Raw genomic sequence first — 17,483 nt, 5'->3', positions numbered from 1 at the left:
CGCCCCGGAGGGCGGCCGTCCGGGACAGGTGCTCGGCGGCGGCTTCGACGTAGGCGCGGGCGGTGCCGACGGGTGCGCCGAGGCCGGCGGCGGTCCGTGTGAGGCGCCGTACCGGCGGAGCCGGAAAGCCGTTTCCGTGAAGCCGCCACGGAACTCGGGGCGCTCACCGGTCCGGCGCCGCCTCCGGGCGCGCGTACGTCCGGCCCTTCCACGCCGCACCCCGGCCCCGGTGGTGCCGCACCGCCGAGTCCACCGTCATCAGGAGGTACAGGAACGCGGTGAACGGCAGCAGCGGAGCGAGCCACAGCGGCTGACGGTAATAGCGGAGCATCGGCACGTACGTCCCCGCCATCACCGCCCACGCGGCGCCGCCCGCCCACGCGGCCACCGCGTCCCCGCCCCAGCCGCCGGCCACCAGGGCCACCGGCGGCACCAGATAGACGAGCACGAGACCCGCGACCGTCCCCACGAGCAGCAGCGGGTCGTGCCGCAGCTGCGCGTACGCGCTCCGCGCCACCATCCTCCACAGCTCGCCGAGCCCCGGATACGGACGGACGCTGTCGACCCGCTCCGCGAGACCCAGCCAGATCCGCCCCCCGGCCCGCCGCACCGCCCGCGCCAGCGACACGTCGTCGATCACCGCCTGCCGGATCGCCTCCGGCACCCCCGCCGCCACCGCCGTCTCCGTCCGCAGCAGCACGCAGCCGCCCGCGGCGGCCGTCGCCAGGGGCCGGCGCGGGCGGTTGATCCAGCGGAAGGGGTACAGCTGGGCGAAGAAGTAGACGAACGCCGGGACGACCAGACGCTCCCACGCGCTCTCCACCCGCAGCCGTGCCATCTGCGACACCAGGTCCAGGTCGCCGTCCACGGCCGCCGTCACCAGCCGCCGCAGACTGTCCGGCTCGTGCGCGATGTCCGCGTCTGTCAGCAGCAGGAACTCCGGCCCACGCGCGCGTGCCAGCGCCATCCCGTGCCGCAGCGCCCACAGCTTCCCCGTCCAGCCCGGCTCCGGCTCTCCCGGCGACACGACGGTCAGCGGCAGCCCGGCGTCCCGGCCGGCCAGCTCGACGGCGAGCTTCCCCGTCCCGTCCGTGCTCCCGTCGTCGACGAGGAAGACCTCCGCCTCCCCCGGATAGTCCTGCGCGAGCAGGGACGGCAGGCTCATCGGCAGCACCTCCGCCTCGTCCCGCGCCGGCACCACGACGGCCACCCTCGGCCACCGCTCCGGGGGCGGCCGTCGCCCCCGCGGCAGCCGCTGATCGGTGCGCCAGAAGAAGCCCTGGCCTAGGAGCAGCCAGAGCCAGACGGCCAGCGAGACGATCGAGAACCAGGCAAGGGTGCTCATTCGCGGCAGTCTGCCCCAGATCGCGGGGGACGAACGGCTCATCGGCTAGGGTGACCGGGTGAAGATCGCGCTCATGGACTCCGGAATCGGCCTCCTCCCGGCGGCGGCCGCGGTGCGCCGGCTCCGGCCGGACGCGGACATCCTCCTCTCCAACGACCCCGACGGCATGCCGTGGGGCCCCCGCACCCCCGAGGACCTGACGGGGCGTGCCCTCGACGTCGCCCTCGCCGCCGCCGAGCACCGCCCGCAGGCGCTCATCGTGGCCTGCAACACCGCCACCGTGCACGCCCTGCCGACCCTGCGCGCCGCCCTCGAACCGGACGTCCCCGTCATCGGCACCGTGCCCGCGATCAAGCCCGCCGCCGCGACCGGCGGCAAGGTGGCCATCTGGGCCACCCCCGCCACGACCGGCAGTGCCTACCAGCGCGGACTCATCCGTGACTTCGCCGCCGGCGCCGAGGTCACCGAGGTGCCCTGCCCGGGGCTCGCCGACGCCGTCGAGCGCGCCGACCAGGACGCCGTGGACGCCGCCGTCGCCGCGGCGGCCGAGCTCACCCCGACCGACGTCCGCGCCGTCGTCCTCGGCTGCACCCACTACGAACTGGTCGAGGACCGGATCCTCGCCGCCCTGGAGGCCCGCCGCCGGGCCGGACTGCCGCCGATCGTCTTCCACGGCTCCGCCGACGCCGTCGCCGCCCAGGCGCTGCGCCGGATCGGCGCCGAACCCGCGCCCGACGCGGACCCCACCGGCACCCTCTCCGTCCTGCTCAGCGGACGCCCCGGCCGGCTCCCGGCCCCGGCCCTCGCGTACGCGGAAGGCCGCACCCTGGCGGCCACGGCCGCCGCGCACTGAGGAGCGGGCTCCTCGCGCCGCGCCTCTCGCGCCGCCCCTCCGCCGGGCATTCGGCGGACGGCCGTCCTCCCCTTTCACCGAGCGTCACCGGGCGGCCGCGTTCCGGCGCGCTGTCCCCGGCGATCCTGGGTACCCTCCCTCTTATGAGGGAGCATTCCCGGGACCGGAACCCGCGCGCCGACGAGCTGGTGCCCGTCGTCTGGACCGGTCGCGCCACCAACCGTTTCCAGTGGGTCGCCGCCGTCGCCGGTGCCGCCTGCATGGCCCTGGGCATCGCCATCGCCGTCGAGTCCGCGTGGACCTCCGGCATCGCCGCCCTCCTCATGGCGGTGATCGGCTGCGTCGCGGCCGGACTGCTCGTCCTCTTCGGCACCCTCGCCTTCGTCCACGTCGCCGTGAAGGTCGACGACCGCGCCATGGAGGTCCGCTGCGGCCACATCGGCGTGCCGCGCCGCCGCATCCCGCTCGCCCACGTCGTCGGCGCCGACTTCGCGCCGAGCGTCACCCCGCGCCAGTGGGGCGGCTGGGGCTACCGTTGGCGGCCCGAGAAGGGCACGGCCGTGATCGTCCGCCGGGGCGAGGGCCTGGTCCTGCGCCTCGGCGACGGCCTGAGCTTCACGGTGACCGTCGACGACGCGGAGTCCGCGGTCCGTGTCATCCGCGCCCGCCTCCGCCGCCCCGCCCCTCCGGTCCCGCCCGCCCCGACCGGTGCGTGAGGCCGTTCCCGGCCGCCACGGGATGCCGCGCGGGCTCCGGGCCGACCCGTACCGCCCTCCTGGGGGACGGGAACGCCCCGTAGACTCCGCTGGGTGAGCGCCACCATCACCCCCGTCGACGCGCCCGGACCCGACACCGCCCCCACGCCGGCCGCCCGGCTGCGGCGGTTCGCGCGGCCCGGCGCGGCTCTGCTGTCCGGGTTCCTGCTCTATCTGAGCTTCCCCCCGCGTCCCCTGTGGTGGCTCGCGCTGCCCGCCTTCGGGCTGCTCGGCTGGACCCTGGGGGGCCGCCGGCTCCGCGCAGGGTTCGGCCTCGGCTACCTCGCGGGGCTCGGCTTCCTGCTCCCGCTCCTCGTGTGGACCGGCGAGGAGGTCGGCGCCGGTCCGTGGCTGGCCCTCGCCGCCGTCGAGGCGCTCTTCGTCGCCGCCGCCGGCCTCGGCATCGCGGCCGTCTCCCGGCTCCCCTGGTGGCCCTTCTTCGCCGCCGGGGTGTGGATCCTCGCCGAGGGGGCACGCGCGCGCGTGCCCTTCGGCGGCTTCCCCTGGGGCAAGGTGGCCTTCGGACAGGCCGACGGCCTCTTCCTGCCGCTCGCCGCCGTCGGCGGCACCCCGGTGCTCGGCTTCGCGGTCGCCCTGTGCGGCTTCGGCCTGTACGAGGCGTGCCGGCGGCTCCGCGCGCACCGGGCCACCGGCACCGTCCCGCGCGGCCCGCTCGCCGCCGCGGCGCTCGCGGTCCTCCTCCCGGTCACCGGCGCCCTCGCCGCGCTGCCGCTCGTCGACGACTCCGCCGAGGACGGCACCGCCACCGTCGCGGCCGTCCAGGGCAACGTGCCCCGCCTGGGCCTGGACTTCAACTCCCAGCGCCGGGCCGTCCTCGACAACCACGTGGCCCGTACGCGCGAGCTCGCCCGGGCGGTCAAGGAGGGCCGCGAGCCGCAGCCCGACTTCGTGCTGTGGCCGGAGAACTCCTCCGACATCGACCCGTACGCGAACGCCGACGCGGCCGACGTCATCGACGGCGCCGTCAAGGCGATCGGCGTGCCCACCGTGATCGGCGCCGTCGTCACCCCCGAGACCGGCAAGCTCCGCAACACGCTCATCCAGTGGGACCCCGAGCGCGGTCCCGTCGCCACGTACGACAAGCGGCACGTCCAGCCCTTCGGCGAGTACATCCCGATGCGCTCCTTCGTACGGATCTTCAACAGCAACGTCGACCGGGTCAGCCGGGACTTCGGCGCGGGCACCGAGGTCGGCGTCTTCGACCTCGCCGGTACGAAGGTGGGCCTGGCGACCTGCTACGAAGCGGCCTTCGACTGGGCCGTGCGCGACACCGTCACCCACGGTGCCCGGCTGATCTCCGTCCCCAGCAACAACGCCACCTTCGGCCGCAGCGAGATGACCTACCAGCAGCTCGCGATGAGCCGGGTGCGCGCGGTCGAGCACAGCCGGTCGGTCGTCGTGCCCGTGACCAGCGGCGTCAGCGCGATCATCCGCCCCGACGGCGAGATCGTCTCCCAGACGAAGATGTTCACCCCGGACGTCCTCGTCGAGAAGGTGCCGCTGCGCTCCTCGCAGACCCCCGCGACCCGCCTGGGCACCCTGCCCGAGGGCCTGCTCGCGGCGCTCGCGGCGGCCGGGCTCGGCTGGGCCGGCGCCCGCGCGGTGCGCGCCCGCCGGACCCCGGCGGCCTGACCCCTGCGGGGTCCGACTCCGGGCCCGTGCCCCGACCCGTGGATGATCTAGGGTCGGGGCATGGGCACTCCTGACTTCATCCGCGAACTGCGCGAGACGGCCGGCCACCAACTGCTCTTCCTGCCGGGCGTCAGCGCCGTCGTCTTCGACGACCGGGGTCGCGTCCTGCTCGGCAAGCGGGCCGACAACGGCTTCTGGTCGGTCGTCGGAGGCATCGTCGACCCGGGGGAGCAGCCCGCCGACTGCGCGGTGCGCGAGGTGTTCGAGGAGACCGCCGTGCGCTGCGTGCCCGAGCGGGTCGTGATCGTGGAGACCCTGCGCAAGCCCGTCGTCTACCCGAACGGCGACGTCTGCCAGTACATGGACGTCTCGTTCCGCTGCCGGGCGATCGGGGGCGAGGCGCGGGTCAACGACGAGGAGTCGACCGAGGTCGGCTGGTTCGGGGTGGACGAGCTGCCGGAGATGAAGCGTTTCTCGTACCTGCGGATCGAGAAGGCGCTCGCCGACGAACCCACATGGTTCCGCACCACAGCAACCAGCTGAACTATGGGCCCGGCGCACATCGGTGGGGGAGGGGCCCGTTCATAGGGTGCGGAGCATGAGCGCCCCCATCACCGTCTCCGGCACCGAGCCCGGTGCCGACGTCGCCTCGCCCCTGCCCCGCGCCGCGGGGCTCGCCCTCGACCTCACCGGCCGCACCGCGCTCGTCACCGGCGCGGCCGGCGGCATCGGGCGCGCCTGCGCGCTGCGGCTCGCCGCCGCCGGCGCCCGGGTCAGAGCCGTCGACCGGGCCGCCGAGGGCCTGGAGACCCTGGCCGAGGAGGCCGGCGCCCTCCCCGGCGACCTCGAACCGCGACTCCTCGACCTGACCGACCTGGACGCCGCGGAGGCGGTGGCCGCCGGCACCGACATCCTCGTCAACAACGCCGGGATCCAGCTGGTCCGTCCCATCGAGGAGTTCCCGCCGGACGTCTTCCACACCGTGCTCACCGTGATGCTGGAGGCGCCCTTCCGGCTCATCCGGGGCGCCCTGCCCCACATGTACGGCCAGGGGTGGGGGCGGATCGTGAACCTCTCCTCCGTCCACGGACTGCGCGCCTCCGCCTTCAAGTCCGCCTATGTGGCCGCCAAACACGGTCTGGAGGGCCTCTCCAAGACCGCCGCCCTCGAAGGAGCCCCGCACGGGGTCACCTCCAACTGCGTCAACCCCGGCTACGTCCGCACCCCGCTCGTCGAACGGCAGATCGCCGACCAGGCCGCCGCCCACGGCATCCCGCCGGAGCGCGTCCTCGCCGACGTCCTCCTCAAGGACTCGGCGCTCAAGCGGCTCATCGAACCGGAGGAGGTCGCCGAGGCCGTCCTCTACCTCTGCACCCCGCAGGCCTCCTTCATCACCGGCACCTCCCTCACCCTCGACGGCGGCTGGACCGCCCACTGAGACGGTCCCCCGTGAAGCTCGTCCACAGGGGTGGTGCGACCACACGTACGGCAGGTATCCCTGTGTCCATGTCCCACGAACACGTCTCCTACCTGGAACTCCTTGCCCGGGGAGCAGGGACGGAGGCCTACGACCGGCCCGTGCTGCTCGCCCGCGCGAGCGGCGCGGGCCCCGAGGAGCTGGCCGGGCTCGAGGAGGCCAAGCAGCTCGCGCTGCGGGTCCGGGCCGAGCTGGAGGGGCGGCGGCGCCGCGAGGCGGAGCTCTCCGCGCTCTTCGCCACCGCCCACGACCTCGCGGGACTCCGCGACCTCGACGCGGTGCTGCGCGCCATCGTCCAGCGCGCCCGCTCGCTCCTCGGCACCGAGGTCGCCTACCTCAGCCTCAACGACCCGGCCGCCGGCGACACGTACATGCGGGTCACCGAGGGCTCGGTCTCCGCCCGGTTCCAGCAGGTGCGCCTCGGCATGGGCGAGGGGCTCGGCGGCCTCGTCGCCCAGACCGCCCGCCCGTACGTCACCGAGGACTACTTCGAGGACCCGCGCTTCCAGCACACGCGCACCATCGACGCGGCGGTACGGGACGAGGGCCTCGTCGCCATCCTCGGCGTGCCGCTCAGCCTCGGCAGCCAGGTCATCGGCGTGCTGTTCGCCGCCGACCGCAGGGCCAGGGTCTTCGAGCGCGAACAGGTCGCGCTGCTCGGCTCCTTCGCCGCGCACGCCGCCGTCGCCATCGACACCGCCAACCTGCTCGCCGAGACCCGCTCGGCCCTCGCCGAGCTGGAGCGGGCCAACGACATCATCCGCGAGCACAGCGGCGTCATCGAGCGGGCCTCCGAGGTCCACGACCGGCTCTCCGAACTGGTCCTGCACGGCGGCGGCGTCCACGACGTCGCCGACGCCGTCTCCGAGGTCCTCGGCGGCACCGTCGAGTTCACCGAGGCGGGCGCCGGCTCCGCCCGCCGCGCCGGGGGCCACGCGGTCCGCGAGGGCGACGACTGGGTGGCCGCCGTGTCGGCCGGCGGCGAGACCCTGGGCGCCCTCGTGCTCCACGGCCAGCCCGACCTCGACCCCGTCGACCAGCGCACGCTGGAGCGCGCCGCCCTCGTCACCTCCCTGCTGCTGCTCGCCCGCCGTTCGGCCGGCGAGGCCGAGCAGCGGGTGCGCGGCGAACTCCTCGACGACCTCCTCGACGCCCCCGACCGGGACCGCCGGCTGCTCCGCGAACGCGCCGCCCGGCTCCGTACGGACACCGAGGCCCCGCACGTCGTGCTCGCCGCCCGCATCGACCGGGCCACCGACGACGCCTCCGAAGCCGACGCCGGAGGCCGCGAGAGCGCCGACCGCCAGCGCCTGTGGTCGGCCGCCTCGCACCTGGCCGCCACCCGGCACGGGCTCGCCTCGGCCCGCGACGGCGGGACGGTCCTGCTGCTGCCGCTCGGCCCGGGGGAGAGCGCCGCCGACCTCGCCCGGCAGACCGCCCGGCACCTCGGCGGCACCCTGCGCGAGCCGGTCACCGTCGGTGCCTCCGCGCCCGTACGGACGCCTCTCGACCGACCGGACCAGGTCGCCGTCGCCTACCAGGAGGCCCGCCGCTGCCTGGACGCGCTCGTCCTGCTGCACCGCTCGGGGCAGGGCGCGGCCGCCGAGGACCTCGGCTTCCTCGGCCTGCTCCTCGCCGACGGCCGGGACATCGACGGCTTCGTGGGCCGGACGATCGGCCAGGTCGTCGCGTACGACCGACGGCGCGGCACCGAACTGGTCCGCACCCTGGAGGCCTACTTCGCCAGCGGCATGAGCCCGGCCCGCACCAAGGACGAACTCCACGTCCACGTCAACACGGTGGCCCAGCGCCTGGAACGCGTCGGCCGGCTGCTCGGCCCCGACTGGCAGTCCCCGGCCCGCGCCCTGGAGATCCAGCTCGCCCTGCGCCTGCACGCCCTGTCGGACGCCGTCACGGGCACGTGACGCACGGAGGGCCCCGTGTCCCGCTCGGATCGAGCGGGACACGGGGCCCTCCGTCCTCCCGGATCAGACGTCGGCGCGGACCCGGGCGTCCTCGGGGCTGCGGTCGTCGATCTCGCCGAGGTCCCGGTCGCGGGTCTCGCGGGCGGCGGCGATCGCGACGACGGTGAGCAGCGCGGCGGCGATCACGTACAGGGCGATCGGCGTCGAGCTGCCGTAGTCGGCGAGGAGCGCGGTCGCGATGAGCGGGGCGGGTGCGCCGGCGGCCACGGAGGAGAACTGGGCGCCGATGGAGGCGCCGGAGTAGCGCATCCGGGTCGCGAACATCTCGGAGAAGAAGGCCGCCTGCGGCGCGTACATCGCCCCGTGCAGGACCAGGCCGACCGTGACGGCGAGCAGCAGGGAACCGAAGCCGCCGTGGTCGATCAGCAGGAAGAACGGGAACATCCAGGCGCCGACGCCGACCGCGCCGATCAGATAGACCGGGCGGCGGCCGATCCGGTCGGAGAGCGCGCCCCAGGCGGGGATGACGGCGAAGTGGACGGCGGAGGCGATGAGGACGGCGTTCAGGGCGGTCTGCTTGCTCAGGCCGACCTGCGTGGTCGCGTACACGAGGATGAACGCGGTGATGACGTAGTACGAGATGTTCTCCGCCATGCGGGCGCCCATCGCGACCAGCACGTCCCGCCAGTGGTGCTTCAGCACCGCCACCAGCGGCATCTTCTCCGCCTGCCCGGCGACCTCCTTGCGCTCCTCGGCGGCCGCGAGCGCCGCCTTGAAGACCGGCGACTCGTCGACCGAGAGCCGGATCCACAGGCCGACGACCACCAGGACGCCGGAGAGCAGGAAGGGGACGCGCCAGCCCCAGGAGGCGAAGGCGGCGTCCGAGAGCAGCGCGGTCAGCGCGGACAGCACGCCGGTCGCGAGCAACTGCCCGGCCGGCGCCCCGGTCTGCGGCCAGGAGGCCCAGAACCCGCGCCGCTTCGCGTCGCCGTGCTCGGACACGAGCAGGACGGCCCCGCCCCACTCACCACCGAGCGCGAAGCCCTGGACCAGCCGCAGCACGGTGAGCAGCACCGGAGCGGCGGATCCGACGGCCGCGTGCGTCGGCAGCAGCCCGATCGCGAACGTCGCCCCGCCCATCATGAGCAGGCTCAGGACCAGCAGCTTCTTCCGCCCGAGCCGGTCCCCGTAATGCCCGAAGACGAGCGCGCCGAGCGGTCGCGCGGCGAACCCGACCGCGTAGGTCAGGAACGACAGCAGCGTCCCGACCAGCGGATCGGACTCGGGGAAGAACAGCTTGTTGAACACCAGCGCGGCGGCCGACCCGTAGAGGAAGAAGTCGTACCACTCGATGGTGGTGCCGATGAGACTCGCGGCGACGATGCGCTTGAGGGAACCGGGGGGTGTGGGAGCGGTTGTTGCGGCGGCCATGTGCACCACTTCCAGGCAGGTACGGGGACGTTTCGGTGTCGCCATACCGTAGGAAGGCGCAGGTCAGGGGCGTATGTGGTGGGACACCATAGTTCGGCGCTCCTGCATGCGCCCGGCCGCCATGACCCTGCTCCGCGGCCTCGCTGACCCCGGTGGAGCGGCCGGACAAGCGCCTGCCCGTGTTGCACCGACCGGGGTGTTCTGACGCCGCCGTGCTGGCTCCCGTGCTGGTTTCGTAACCGGGCCGACAAGGGACGTGGGGGCCGGACGCCGCGGTCTGTTTGGACAGGACGTCGTGGGAGAAGGTGTTCTGGGGACCGCTGGATCCTGACCACTTGACCGCTTTGTTGCCCGAGGACGACGACTGGAAGGTGCCCGGGGACGGCGACCGGAAGGTGAAGTGGCGGAGGTTACGGGTGGTGTTGAAGGCGTAGAGGGAGTCGAGGGAGTCCCGGACGCGTGAGCCGCGCAGGTGGCCGTTGCCGCCCTTCCCCGTGTTCCAGGAGCCGTCGAAGGTGTTGTTCTCGATCTGCAGGTTCTTGGCGCCCGCCCCCGGCTGCGGACCTGGACGTCGACTGCCCGGCCGGTTTCGAGACCGCTCGTGGGAACTCCTCCTCTGCCGCTCTCGGCCTGTCCGGCGCCGACCGCTCCCGGCAGAGCCGTCCGGGCCGCCCCGGGGCGACCGGTCCCCGCAGTGCCTGTCCATCAGGGACGTACGGGCGTCCGGAAAGGCCGTTCGGCCCACGGCCCGGGGACGAGCACGGAGCAGGGAGGCGCGTGGCCCGTGGTCTGCCGGGTCGGCGCGAGGGCGGGCTGCGGAAGTGGTCCATCCGGCCCTTATCGCGACGCTTCTGCTGTGTCAGCGTCTTGGGCGACGGGTGCACTTACGACCATGGGACCCAGGCCCCAGACCCCAGGGCCCGGGACCCGCGGAATCGCGGGAAGCCCCGGGCCCCGGGCGGCCGAGGCGGTTCGATCCCCGCGACGCGGGGCGTCGCACGCTTCGACCGGCCGGCCCCGCGCCCGGGACCCCACACGACGGAGGAAGCATGCGAAAGGACGAGAGTCCGGACGGCGTACCGCTGACCGACGAGGAGCTCAGTGCGCTCGACGCGCATTGGAGGGCCGCCAACTACCTGTCGGCGGGCCAGATCTACCTGATGGACAATCCGCTGCTGAAGAAGCCGCTGGAACCGGCGCACCTCAAGCCGCGGCTGCTCGGCCACTGGGGCACCTCCCCGGGCCTCAACCTCGTGCACACCCATCTCAACCGGGTCATCAAGCGGCACGGCGTCGACGCGCTGTGCGTCTGGGGTCCCGGACACGGCGGGCCGGCCGTCCTCGCCAACTCCTGGCTGGAGGGCAGCTACAGCGAGACCTACCCGGACGTGAGCCGGGACGAGGAGGGCATGGCCCGGTTGTTCCGGCAGTTCTCCTTCCCCGGCGGGGTGCCGAGTCATGTGGCGCCCGAAACCCCCGGCTCGATCCATGAGGGCGGCGAACTGGGCTACTCCTTGTCGCACGCCTACGGCGCGGCCCTGGACAACCCGGACCTGCTGGTGGCGTGCGTCATCGGCGACGGCGAGGCGGAGACGGGCCCGCTCGCCGCCTCCTGGCACTCCAACAAGTTCCTCGATCCCGTCCACGACGGAGCGGTCCTGCCCGTCCTCCACCTCAACGGATACAAGATCGCGAACCCCACCGTGCTCGCGCGGCTGCCGGAGACGGAGCTCGACGAGCTGCTGCGCGGCTACGGCCACGACCCGCTGCACGTCACGGGTGACGACCCGCACCAGGTCCACCGGGCCATGGCCGCCGCGATGGACACGGCCCTCGACCGCATCCGGCACATCCAGCGGCAAGCCCGTGCCGGAGCTCCCGCCGAACGGCCGCGCTGGCCGGTGATCGTCCTGCGCACGCCGAAGGGCTGGACCGGCCCCGCCGAGGTCGACGGCCTGCCCGTCGAGGGCACCTGGCGCTCCCACCAGGTGCCCCTGACGCACGTCCGCGACGACGACGGACACCGGGCCCAGCTGGAGGCGTGGCTGCGCTCGTACCGTCCCGAGGAGCTCTTCGACGAGGCCGGCCGGCCGAGCCCACAGGTGCTGGAATGCGTGCCGGAGGGCGAACGGAGGCTCGGCGCGACCCGGCACGCCAACGGCGGCCTGCTGCTGCGGGACCTGCCCCTGCCGCCCCTCGAACGCTTCGCCGTGCCCGTGGACCGGCCCGGCGCGACCCGCCACGAGCCGACCGGGGTGCTCGGACAGTTCCTGGAGAGCGTCATGGCGCGCACCGGCGAACGCCGCGACTTCCGCCTCGTCGGCCCCGACGAGACCGCCTCCAACCGCCTCCAGGCCGTGTACGAAGCGAGCGGCAAGGCATGGCAGTCCCCGGTCCTGGACACGGATGAGCACCTCGACCGGCACGGCCGGGTCATGGAGATCCTCTCCGAGCACACCTGTCAGGGCTGGCTGGAGGGCTATCTGCTGACCGGCCGGCACGGGCTGTTCTCCTGCTACGAAGCCTTCGTCCACATCGTCGACTCCATGGTCAACCAGCACATCAAGTGGCTCAGGACCTCCCGCGCCCTGCACTGGCGCGCACCTGTCGCCTCCCTCAACTACCTGCTCACCTCCCATGTGTGGCGGCAGGACCACAACGGCTTCTCCCACCAGGACCCCGGCTTCGTCGACCACGTCCTGAACAAGAGCCCCGAGGTCGTCCGCGTCTACTTGCCGCCGGACACCAACACCCTGCTGTCCGTCGCCGACCACGCGCTGCGCAGCCGCGACTCCGTGAACGTGATCGTCGCCGGCAAGCAGCCGTGCTTCGACTGGCTCTCCTCGGAAGAGGCCCGCGTGCACTGCGCCCGCGGGGCCGGAGCGTGGGAATGGGCGGGCACCGAGGACGGGAGCCGCGACCCGGACGTCGTCCTCGCCTGCGCCGGCGACGTACCCACCCAGGAGATCCTCGCGGCGGCCGGGCTCCTGCGGCACCATCTGCCCCAGCTCGCCGTACGCGTGGTGAACGTCGTCGACATGACCAGGCTCATGCCCCACGAGGAACACCCGCACGGCATGACCGACCCGGAGTACGACGCCCTGTTCACCCGCGACAAGCCGGTGATCTTCGCCTACCACGGCTACCCCTGGCTCGTGCACCGTCTGGCCTACCGCCGCACCGGCCACCCCCACCTGCACGTGCGCGGCTACAAGGAGAGGGGCACCACCACGACCCCCTTCGACATGGTCGTGCGCAACGACCTCGACCGCTACCGCCTCGTGATGGACGTGATCGACCGCGTGCCGGGGCTCGGCGTACGAGCCGTGGGCGTGCGTCAGGCCATGGCGGACGCCCGCGCCCGTCACCACTCGTGGATCCGCGAACACGGCACCGACATGCCCGAAGTCACCGACTGGACCTGGAGCGACGACCGGCACCCGGCATGAGCCCACCCCTCCCGGCGGATCGGACAGGCCGTCGCAGCGCCCCGGCGCGGTTTCGCCCGATCCGCGGGACCGGTCGGGGTCGGGAACGGAGCCCGCCGCACGCTCTGGCGGACGGCCTGGTGCCGGCCGTCCTCCTCGCGCGCCGGCACGGGCCGCTTCCTGGCCCGCGTGTCCTGGCGTTCCGGGCACCTCGTACCGGCCGGGAGGTGATCCTGCCGGTCCGGTACGCGTGCGCGGGCGACCAGCCGGTCGTCACGGATCCACCGCGGGCTCCACCCCCGCGTCGGAGCTGACCACGCCGACGACGCCGTCGACCCGCCACGCGGCCCGGATCAGCGCCGTGGTGTCGATCTCCGGCCCGGCGGCGCCCTCGATGGTGACGATCCCGTCCCGGACGTCGATGCGGAGTTCGCCGGCGCCGTGGGCGGGACTGTGGAGGCAGGCGGCGCCGGCCACGTCCTCGCGGACCTCCTCGTCGGTGCGCAGGAAGACGCGCAAGAGGTCGCGGCGTGTGGTGATGCCGATGAGACGGTCTTCCTCGTCCACCACGGGCAGCCGGCCGATGCGGCGGCGTTCCATGATGCGTGCCGCGTCGACCACGCGCTGTTCGGGATGCACGGTGACCGCGGGGCTCGACATCAGCCCGCCGGCCGTCAGGGGGAGCGTGACGCCGGGGTGAACGCGGCCGACCCGCCCCAGGGCCCGGAGCACGCGGCCGCGGCCGGATCCGGACCGGCCGCGAGTCGCCTGTCGCCGGGTCAGGTCGGTCCGGGAGACCACGCCCATGACCTTGTCGTCGTCGTCCACCACCGGCAGACCGCTGATGCGGTGGGACGTGAGCAGGCGGGCCAGCTCTTCGAACGGGGTGTCCGGGCGCGCCTGGACCACTTCGCTGGTCATCACTTCGCCCACGGTCCGGTGCTTCACCACGGCTCTCATCTCCGTTCGTTCGGGTGGTCCTCGGCCGCCGCCCGCGGCAGCCCCGTCGTTCCCAGCGCGCCTCCGAGACGCGTTTCTCGACCGTCGGCGCGTCGAGGCGGCTGCCTCGGGACGCTGGGGCGCTTCACACGGCGAAGACGATGCGGGCCTTGACCCGGCCGTGAAGGGCCTCGTCGATGCAGTCGTCGACGGACGAGAGCGGCCGGGTCTCGTCGATCACCCGGGTACGTCCGGCGGCGTGCAGCCGGAACACCCCGGCCGGGTCCTGCCGGGTGCCGACGATCGACCCGTTGATCGACGCGCCGCCGAGCACGGTGGAGAAGACCGGTGCCTGGACGACGCCGTCGGCGGGGAGGGCCACCATGACGAGCCTGCCGCCACGCCGCAGGCCGGCCGGGGCGGGCGCGAAGCTCTCCCCGTTCACCGCCGGCGCCAGGGCCGCGTGGGCTCCGCCGTGCCGCTGGAGCACCGCGGCCGGGTCCTCCTCGCGGGCGTCGACGAGGATGTCCGCGCCCGGGTCGGCGGCGAGCCGCGACTTCTCGTCGGAGACGTCGGTACTGCAGCCTTCATGGCTCGCTCCTCCTGTGTGCCGTCGCTTCCCAGAGTGGTGGGAGGGGCGAGGAGGGGACAGAACCGGTCAGGTCCTGTACCGCGGGCCGTTCGGCCCGTGTTCCGGCGGGCCACTCGGCGCGCAGGAGACGGGGGCCCCACGGCACCGGGGCACACCCCTCCGTTCGACCCCTGCCGCGGGCCGGGCGGGAGCCCTCACGGTGGACGGGCACCGCATCACCGTCGTGTCCGAACGCGACCCGGCGGCCCTGCCTCGGAAGACCCTGGACGTGGACGTGGACGTAGGCCTGGACGTGGACCTGGACCTGGACGTGGTCGTCGAGGCCGCCGGCCGCTTCCGCACGCGGGACGACGCCGGCCCGCACCTGAGGGCGGGAGCGCGCAAGGGCCTGCTCCCGGTTCCGGGCAAGGACGTGGACGCCACGATCGTCATGGGGCCGACGAGTACCCCCATGACCCGCTGCTCGACCACGTGATCTCCAACGCGCCCCGGGCATCGACGAGACGGCCTTCGCCACGGCTCTTCCCGGACAGGCACCGGACGCCGATGAGGACCAGTGCGCACCCGCCGCCCCGCGTGCGCCGACGCCGGACGGCATGGAGGACATCGTGCTCACCGCCCACCGCGCCGGACCCCGGCCACTGCCCTCGATCTGACGCCCCGGGCCCCCCGCTCGGCCGTTAGGCTGTCACGGCACGGGCGGGTGAGCGACGGAGGAGGCCCAGTGGGCGTGGAGGAGCCGCTGTCGCGGATGCCCCAGATGCGGCTCGACGAGTTGCTGGAGGAGCTGCAGGCGCGCATCAACGCCGCACGCGGCACCCGGGACCGGGTGCACAGCCTGCTGGAGGCCGTCGTCTCGGTGGGCCGCGAACTGGACCTCTCACAGGTGCTGCGGCGCATCGTGGAAGCCGCCGCGCTGCTCGTCGACGCCCAGTACGCGGCGCTCGGAGTGATCGGGCCCGACGGCCGGACGCTGTCGCAGTTCCTCACCGTCGGCCTGACCGAGGAAGAGATCGCGGAGATCGGTCCCCTGCCGGCCGGACACGGCATCCTGGGCGAGCTGATCCGCAACCCCGAGCCGCTGCGCCTGACGGACCTCGGCGCCCATGAGGCGTCCTACGGCTTTCCCGCCCACCACCCGCCCATGCGGACGTTCCTGGGTGTGCCCATCCGCGTCCGCGACGAGGTCTTCGGCAACCTCTACCTCACCGACAAGCACGGGGGCGCGGACTTCGACGCCGAGGACGAGTCGGTCATCTCCACGCTGTCCGTCGCCGCCGGGGTCGCCATCGACAACGCGCGCCTGTACGAGGCGTCGCAGCGCCAGCAGCGGTGGCTGCGGGCGAGCGCGGAGATCACCAACAGCCTGCTCTCCGGCAGCCCGCGACTGGCGGTGCTGGAACTCATCGCCCGCCGCGCCCAGGAGATCACCGGAGCGGCACTCGCCGACGTCTCCGTGCCCGTCACCGGGACGGACGACCTCGTCGTCGAGCTGGCCATCGGCGTCGACGGCGAAACGCGCCGCGGCCTGGTGGTACCGGTCGAAGGCACCCTTTCCGGTGCCGCCTACCAGGACGGTACGCCCGTGACCACCGCCGGCCTCGCGGGGGACGACCGGTACACCGCCGGGCCCCGCCGCTTCGACGGACTGGGCCCCGCGGTCGCCGTGCCCCTGGGCACCGCCGCCAAGGACACCCGTGGTGTCCTGCTGCTGGCCCGGCACCAAGGAGGCCCGGTCTTCACCGAAGCGGAGCTGGAGCCGCTGCTGGCCTTCGCCGGACAGGCCGCGCTCGCCCTCGAGCTGGCCGAGCGCCGCAGCGACGCCGAGCAGCTCGCGCTCCTGGAGGACCGCGACCGCATCGCCCGGGACCTGCACGACCTGGCCATCCAGCGTCTGTTCGCGACCGGCATGACGCTGCAGAGCGCGGCGCGCCTCGTGCAGCACGAGGGCGCCGCCGAACGGGTCTCGCGGGCCGTCGGGGACCTCGACGAAACCATCAAGATCATTCGTTCCACGATCTTCGGCCTGCGCGCCCGCGAGGAGGACACCGGGCCGAGCCTGCGCGCACGCGTGGCCCGCACCGTGGGTGAGGCGGCGACCGCGCTCGGGTTCCCGCCCCGCCTGAGCATGGAGGGGCTGCTGGACACCGACGTCCCCCCGCAGGTGGCCGATCACGTCGCGGCGGCCCTGACCGAGATGCTCAGCAACGTCGCGCGTCATGCGCACGCCACGCGGGTCGAGGTCGCCCTGCACGCCACCTCCGACGAAGTCGTCCTCACCGTGACGGACAACGGCAGGGGCATTCCCGCGGACGGCAGGCGCAGCGGCCTGGGAAACCTCGAAGAGCGGGCCCGCGGCGTGGGCGGGACCCTGGAGATCGGGCGCCCGGACGGGGGCGGCAGCCGGCTGGTGTGGCGCGCGCCCCTCTCCTCCGGACCCGCTGGGTGACCACCGGCCGTGCCGCCGGGGCGCAGTGGACGCGACCGGGCGCGGGACGCGTTCGAGGTCCCGCCCGGTGTCCCGGCCCGGCCGCGGAGCGGATGCACGATCGCGGCGGAAACGGCATCCGCCGTCGCAGGACCCGGTCATCCGGTACGACGGGCGGGCCGACCCCTATACGGTGAGCCGCAAGCCCGTCACCAGGTCCGGCCGGATGCGCAACGCGGAGTTCACGGCGGGGTGTCGCACCCACGGGCGCAGACGGGCGGCGAAGCGGGCGAGCTGGCCTTCGTCGGTGACCCGGTGGGCGTATCCGGTGACCACCACGCTCCAGCCGATGTGCGTCTCGGGGTCGATGGCATCCGCCTCGTAGGCCACCACGACGCCGGTGGCCTGGGTGGGCGTCACGATGGAGGCGAGCGTGGCGCCGTCGTGCAGCTGGACGATGATGTCCTCGCCGTCCATGAGGTGATTGACCGGGCGGATGGCGGGGAGGGCCGCTTGCGTGAAGACGATGCGCCCGAGGGAGACGCTGCCGAGCAGCCGCAGGGCCTCGGCGCGGTCGAGCCGTCCCATCCGCCGGGGCGCCACCTTCTCACGGTGGTCCTCCACCGTGGTGCGCGTGGCTTCGTCCTTCATCGTGCC

General features: G+C 73.9%; 13 protein-coding genes and 1 pseudogene. 9 read left to right on the top strand and 5 right to left on the bottom strand.

Annotation, left to right across the window (positions count from 1 at the left end; translation table 11 throughout):
• Nucleotides 1–163 precede the first annotated feature (163 nt).
• On the bottom strand, nucleotides 164–1,345 hold the full coding sequence (locus tag IE180_RS21425; RefSeq protein WP_190158539.1) for a glycosyltransferase: 1,182 nt from the start codon (nucleotides 1,343–1,345) through the stop codon (nucleotides 164–166).
• 58 nt (nucleotides 1,346–1,403) lie between these two features.
• Here IE180_RS21425 and IE180_RS21420 point away from each other — a divergent pair, with 58 nt between their 5' ends.
• From IE180_RS21420 to IE180_RS21395, 6 genes are all read left to right on the top strand, one after another.
• A complete protein-coding gene (locus IE180_RS21420) occupies nucleotides 1,404–2,198 on the top strand; it encodes a glutamate racemase (RefSeq protein ID WP_190158538.1) in 795 nt (264 codons plus the stop codon).
• 143 nt (nucleotides 2,199–2,341) lie between these two features.
• Nucleotides 2,342–2,914, top strand: a complete 573-nt coding sequence (locus tag IE180_RS21415; RefSeq protein WP_190158537.1) for a hypothetical protein — start codon at nucleotides 2,342–2,344, stop codon at nucleotides 2,912–2,914.
• Between the two features lie 93 nt (nucleotides 2,915–3,007).
• Nucleotides 3,008–4,606: an apolipoprotein N-acyltransferase gene (lnt, locus tag IE180_RS21410; protein ID WP_190158536.1), complete on the top strand. Its 1,599-nt coding sequence runs from the start codon at nucleotides 3,008–3,010 to the stop codon at nucleotides 4,604–4,606.
• A 60-nt stretch (nucleotides 4,607–4,666) separates the two neighbouring features.
• Nucleotides 4,667–5,149: an NUDIX hydrolase gene (locus IE180_RS21405; protein WP_190158535.1), complete on the top strand. Its 483-nt coding sequence runs from the start codon at nucleotides 4,667–4,669 to the stop codon at nucleotides 5,147–5,149.
• A gap of 55 nt (nucleotides 5,150–5,204) precedes the next feature.
• Nucleotides 5,205–6,044, top strand: coding sequence for a 3-hydroxybutyrate dehydrogenase (locus IE180_RS21400; protein ID WP_229860726.1), 840 nt, complete (start codon nucleotides 5,205–5,207; stop codon nucleotides 6,042–6,044).
• A 68-nt stretch (nucleotides 6,045–6,112) separates the two neighbouring features.
• The gene (locus tag IE180_RS21395; protein ID WP_190158534.1) at nucleotides 6,113–8,008 is read left to right on the top strand and encodes a helix-turn-helix domain-containing protein; all 1,896 of its coding nucleotides are present in this window, start codon (nucleotides 6,113–6,115) and stop codon (nucleotides 8,006–8,008) included.
• Nucleotides 8,009–8,071: 63 nt separating this feature from the next.
• On the opposite strand, the gene IE180_RS21390 is transcribed toward IE180_RS21395, so the two are convergent.
• Entirely contained in the window at nucleotides 8,072–9,439 is a 1,368-nt protein-coding gene (locus IE180_RS21390) for an MFS transporter (protein ID WP_190158533.1), read from the bottom strand.
• Nucleotides 9,440–10,488: 1,049 nt separating this feature from the next.
• On the opposite strand from IE180_RS21390, the gene IE180_RS21385 reads away from it, so the two are divergent.
• Nucleotides 10,489–12,888 (top strand): phosphoketolase family protein, encoded by a 2,400-nt coding sequence (locus IE180_RS21385; protein WP_190158532.1) that lies wholly within the window; start codon nucleotides 10,489–10,491, stop codon nucleotides 12,886–12,888.
• Nucleotides 12,889–13,140: 252 nt separating this feature from the next.
• On the opposite strand, the gene IE180_RS21380 is transcribed toward IE180_RS21385, so the two are convergent.
• Both IE180_RS21380 and IE180_RS21375 read right to left on the bottom strand, forming a co-directional pair.
• The gene (locus IE180_RS21380) at nucleotides 13,141–13,788 is read right to left on the bottom strand and encodes a CBS domain-containing protein (protein ID WP_229860725.1); all 648 of its coding nucleotides are present in this window, start codon (nucleotides 13,786–13,788) and stop codon (nucleotides 13,141–13,143) included.
• Nucleotides 13,789–13,951: 163 nt separating this feature from the next.
• Nucleotides 13,952–14,380: pseudogene (locus tag IE180_RS21375) on the bottom strand (zinc-binding dehydrogenase); the annotation flags it as partial.
• A 217-nt stretch (nucleotides 14,381–14,597) separates the two neighbouring features.
• Between IE180_RS21375 and IE180_RS21370 the strand changes: the two are divergent.
• On the top strand, nucleotides 14,598–14,873 hold the full coding sequence (locus IE180_RS21370) for a hypothetical protein (RefSeq protein WP_190158530.1): 276 nt from the start codon (nucleotides 14,598–14,600) through the stop codon (nucleotides 14,871–14,873).
• A 249-nt stretch (nucleotides 14,874–15,122) separates the two neighbouring features.
• Nucleotides 15,123–16,847 (top strand): sensor histidine kinase, encoded by a 1,725-nt coding sequence (locus IE180_RS21365; RefSeq protein WP_444545783.1) that lies wholly within the window; start codon nucleotides 15,123–15,125, stop codon nucleotides 16,845–16,847.
• A 165-nt stretch (nucleotides 16,848–17,012) separates the two neighbouring features.
• On the opposite strand, the gene IE180_RS21360 is transcribed toward IE180_RS21365, so the two are convergent.
• On the bottom strand, nucleotides 17,013–17,477 hold the full coding sequence (locus tag IE180_RS21360; RefSeq protein WP_190158529.1) for a pyridoxamine 5'-phosphate oxidase family protein: 465 nt from the start codon (nucleotides 17,475–17,477) through the stop codon (nucleotides 17,013–17,015).
• Nucleotides 17,478–17,483: the final 6 nt, after the last annotated feature.

The organism is Streptomyces litmocidini, assembly GCF_014649755.1.
Lineage (GTDB): Bacteria > Actinomycetota > Actinomycetes > Streptomycetales > Streptomycetaceae > Streptomyces > Streptomyces litmocidini.
Note: the sequence above shows the minus strand (reverse complement) of the source record. Positions and strands in the feature narration are given on the sequence as shown.